The sequence below is a fragment of the Nonomuraea sp. NPDC003201 genome (genome assembly GCF_053590415.1).
In genome coordinates, this window is record NZ_JBSFTC010000554.1 from 1 (window position 1) to 4158 (window position 4158).

At 73.1% G+C, this 4158-nt stretch carries 4 protein-coding genes; 1 reads left to right on the plus strand and 3 read right to left on the minus strand.

Annotation, left to right across the window (positions count from 1 at the left end; all coding sequences use genetic code 11):
• The 3 genes from ACWDX9_RS60500 to ACWDX9_RS60510 form a co-directional block, all read right to left on the minus strand.
• A partial coding sequence (locus ACWDX9_RS60500; RefSeq protein WP_449972969.1) for a Chromate resistance protein ChrB occupies positions 1 to 252 on the minus strand: 252 nt, incomplete at its 3' end.
• Positions 253 to 351: 99 nt separating this feature from the next.
• Complete coding sequence (locus ACWDX9_RS60505; RefSeq protein WP_449972975.1) at positions 352 to 1923, minus strand: amidohydrolase; 1572 nt, start codon at positions 1921 to 1923, stop codon at positions 352 to 354.
• 48 nt (positions 1924 to 1971) lie between these two features.
• Positions 1972 to 3249, minus strand: a complete 1278-nt coding sequence (locus tag ACWDX9_RS60510; protein WP_449972971.1) for an MFS transporter — start codon at positions 3247 to 3249, stop codon at positions 1972 to 1974.
• A 122-nt stretch (positions 3250 to 3371) separates the two neighbouring features.
• Between ACWDX9_RS60510 and ACWDX9_RS60515 the strand changes: the two genes are divergently transcribed.
• Positions 3372 to 4158, plus strand: a 787-nt coding sequence (locus ACWDX9_RS60515) for a PucR family transcriptional regulator ligand-binding domain-containing protein (protein ID WP_449972973.1), incomplete at its 3' end; no start/stop codon positions are given.

A 4158-nucleotide genomic window follows, 5' to 3' on the forward strand; every position in this document is an offset into this window, starting at 1 on the left:
CTGGCCGGACATCGACTCGACGATCTCGCTGCGCAGCGCCCGCAGGGCCCGCTCGCTCTGCGGCGTGCGCGGCGCGGCGGCCGCGGAGTTCTGCAGATAGACGGCGCCGAGGTTGCGCAATTTGCGCCAGACCGCGGCCCGCAGCCTGGTCGGCTCGGTGGGCACCCGGTAGATCAGCATGAGCCAGGTGACCGCCTTGGCCGGCCCGGCGGCCTGTGGCTCGCCGCCCTTCGGCTCCTCCGTGCCCGGCACCGCGCCTCCTCCTCCGAACGGGACCACTCGATCGTATCCGCGCCCGGCGGCGGGGCGCCCCATAAGCCGGCGCGCCCCATAATTCGGCCCGCCAGAGGGCTACCCCGCGCGGTAGGCGATGTCCCCGTCGAGCATGGTCAGCCACGCGTCCACGCCGGACAGCGCGTCCGCGGGCAGGCTCCGGACGTCGCCGTCCAGGACCACCACGTCGGCGAGCTTGCCGGGCGTGAGCGAGCCGATCCGGTCCTCCATGCGCAGGGCGTACGCCGCGTCGATCGTGTGCGCGCGCAGCGCCTCCTCCAGGGTGATCGCCTGCTCCGCCCCGATCGGCCCGCCCTCCCTGGTGCGGCGGCGCACGGCGTTCGCCACCGTCTCCATGGGCCGCAGCGAGGAGACGAACGAGTCGCTGGACAGCACCGGGCGCAGCCCCGCGTCCAGCTCCTCGCGGATCGGCTGCAGCCGGTGCGCGCGCCGCTCGCCGAGCCGGCGCACGAAGTCGGTGCCGCTGTCGTACAGGAAGTTGGGCTGGTTGACCGGGATCACGCCGAGCGCGGCGAACTCCCTGACCTGGGCGGGCGTCGGGTGACCGCAGTGCTCGATCCTGGGCCGGGCGTCGTCGCCGGACACCGCCACCGCGGCCTTGATCGCTTCGAGGGAGTAGCCCATGGCCCGGTCGCCCTGGGTGTGGATGCCGATCTGCCAGCCCGCCGTCGCGGCCCGCCGTACGAGGTCCACGAGCTGCTCGGGCTGGTGGTAGAGCGAGCCGGTGAAGCCCTCGCCGTACGGCTCGTCGAACATCGCCGTGCCGCCCAGCAGCGTGCCGTCGCAGTAGAACTTCATCGCGCCGAACCGCAGCCGGTCGTCGCCGAACGGGCCCGCCAGGCCGATCGAGGACAGCTCGTCCAGCATGTGCGACAACGGCATGACCGCCGTACGCACCGGCAGCGTGCCCGCCTCCCATGCGGATCGGTAGACCAGCAGCTCGCGGCGCGAGACCTGCGGGTCGCACACGGTCGTCACCCCGGCCCGCAGGTACGTCTCCCCGGCCAGCTCCAGCCACGACCGCAGCTGCTCCAGGGGCAGGTCGACGTGGAAGTTCGGGCCGTGGCAGCCGATGTCCACGGCCACGGGCAGGAGCAGCTCCATCGCCGAGTCCAGCACCATGCCGGTCAGCCGCCCGCCCTCGTCGCGCACGAACGCGCCGCCCGCCGGGTCGGCCACGTCGTCGCCGATGCCGCGCCAGGACAGCGCGGCCGAGTTGACCACCGCCTGGTGCCCGGACACGTGGTAGACGATCACCGGGTGCTCGGTGGTGGCCTCGTCGAGCTGCCGCCGGGTCGGCCGCCCGCCGGGGTACTTCGCGTCGTCCATCCCGTACGCCCTGATCCACTGGCCCGCCGGGGTCCTGGCGGCCTCGGCGGCGACGGCGGCGACCAGGTCGGCGGCGCTGCCCACGGCCGGGTAGCGCGCGTCCACCGCCACCAGCGTCTCCGCGGTGGACAGCAGGTGGTTGTGCGGGTCGATGAAGCCGGGCAGCACGCTGCGCCCGCCCGCCCGCACGACCTCGGCCCCCGGACCGGCCTGGGCGAGGACGTCCTCCTCGCGCCCCACGGCCAGGACCCGGCCGTCGCGGACGGCCACGGCCCCCGCGTAGGGGTTCGAGGGATCCATGGTGATGACGTTCCCGCCGGTGATGACGGTGGTGGACAATGCACTCTCCTATTCGGTGGTGATCGGGGCGGCCGGCACGTGGTCGCGGTGACGGGGCGCCATGGCCAGGCAGAGCACGCTGAGTGCGCACATGGCGACCAGCAGCGCCACGGCCGGCCACGCGGCGCCGCCGTACGCGCCGACGAGAGCGGTGGCGGCCAGCGGCGACAGGCCGCCGAAGATCGCGCCGGCGCCCTGGTAGGCGAGCGAGATCCCCGTGTAGCGGACCTGCGGCGGGAACATCTCGGACAGGATCGCCGCCATCGGCCCGTACGTTCCCGAGGTGGCCAGCCGCATCACGCCGAGCATCAGGAAGATCAGGAACGTGCTGTGTGTGCCGAGCACCGCGAACTGCGGCACCGCCAGCACCGCCGTGGCGATCAGGAACCAGATGGCGACCTTGCGCCCGCCGAACTTGTCGCCCATCCAGGCGATGCCGAGCGTGGCGATCAGCTCCACGAACGCGGCGAAGCTCAGGCCGTTCAGGATGAGCTGCTCGGTCTCGCCGACCGACGGGCCCGTGGCGTACGACAGCAGGAACGTGGTGAGGATGTAGTAGCCGCCGATGGCCACCGGCAGCGTCCCGATGCCGAACAGGACGGACCGCCACGACGTGCGGAAGACCTCCTTGATCGGCACCCCGGTCTTTTCGGTCTCCTCGAAGACGGGCGACTCCTCGACGCGGAGCCGGATGAACAGGCCCACCAGCACCAGCACGGCCGAGACGATGAACGGCGCCCGCCAGCCCCACGAGTGCAGCGCGTCGTCGCCGAACAGGGTCATCAGGCTGAACGCGCCCGTGGCCAGCAGCGCGCCCGCCGGGTTGCCGAGCTGGGCGAAACCGCCGTAGAAGGTCTTCTTGTCCGCGGGCGCGTGCTCGACCGCCATCAGCGCGGCCCCGCCCCACTCGCCGCCGACCGCCAGCCCCTGCACGAAGCGGAGCAGCACCAGGAGCACGGGGGCGAGCGTGCCGATCGACGTGTACGTGGGCAGCAGGCCCACGGCGAACGTCGCGCCGCCCATCATGAGCAGCGTGACCACCAGCGCCGACTTCCGGCCGACCCGGTCGCCGAAGTGGCCGAACACGATGCCGCCGAGCGGCCTGGCGAAGAAGCCGACCGCGTACGTGGCGAAGGACGCCATGAGCGCCACCGTGGGACTGGAGGCGTTGGGGAAGAACAGGTCGTCGAAGAGCAGCGCGGCCGCCGTGGCGTAGACGTAGAAGTCGTACCACTCGATCGTGGTCCCGACGAAGGCGGCGCCGGCCGCCCGGGTGGCGCGATTCATGGATCCTCCGGGTCTCAGGGGGTGCGACGACGATAAGCGCAGGTCAGCCGGAGGGGGGCCGGGACGAAACGCACCACCGGCGGTGAATTAGAGTGCGGTATGCACAGCCCTGAGGAACACCCATGGCGTTGACCGTCGCCCAGGCCATGACCCTGCCCGGCATGCGCATGCGGCTGCTGGCCGGGCGCGCCGGCCTGCCACGCGTGGTCCGCTGGGCGCACGTGTCCGAGCTGGCCGACCCCGTGCCGTGGCTGCGCGGGGGCGAGCTGGTGATGACCATCGGACTCGGCCTGCCGGACGACCCGGCCGGGTTGCAGGCGTACGTCGAGCGGCTGTCGGGGGCGGGCTGCGCCGGGCTCGCCTTCGCGCTCGGTGAGGCCGTGACGGCCGTGCCGGAGGAGGTGCTGGCCGCCGCCGATCTCCAGGGGCTGCCGGTGCTGGAGATCCTGACCCCGTTCATCGCGGTGACCGAGGCCGTCGCCCGGTGGCACGCCGACGAGCGCGTACGCGGTGAGCGGCGGGTCGTCGCCGCCCAGGAGGCCATGGCGCGGGCCGCGCTGCTGTCGGGCACCTCGGGCATCCTGCGTGCCCTGGCCGAGCACACGGGCGGCGAGTCCCTGCTGCTGGACCCGCAGGGCAAGCCCAGGGCGGCCACGCCGGAGGGGGAGCGGCCCTGGCACGCCCGGGCCCTGGAGATGGCGCGGGGCGCGGCCCGGCTGAGCGCGGGCGTGCTGGACGACGGCATCCAGGCCGTCCAGGTGCAGAGCCTCGGCTTCTCCGGGCCGCCGACCGGCTGGCTGGCGGTGTGCACGGGCGCAGTGGGACGAGGACAAGCGGTTCGTGGAGCTGGTCTTCGAGGTCACCAACAAGGGCGACAGGACCTACCAGGTCGGCCTGCCCCCGGCGAAG

Excerpts from the sequence above, each read along its gene's own strand:
- ACWDX9_RS60510 (WP_449972971.1), bottom strand. The coding sequence starts at position 3,249 with ATGAATCGCGCCACCCGGGCGGCCGGCGCCGCCTTCGTCGGGACCACG.
- ACWDX9_RS60505 (WP_449972975.1), bottom strand. The coding sequence starts at position 1,923 with ATGGATCCCTCGAACCCCTACGCGGGGGCCGTGGCCGTCCGCGACGGC.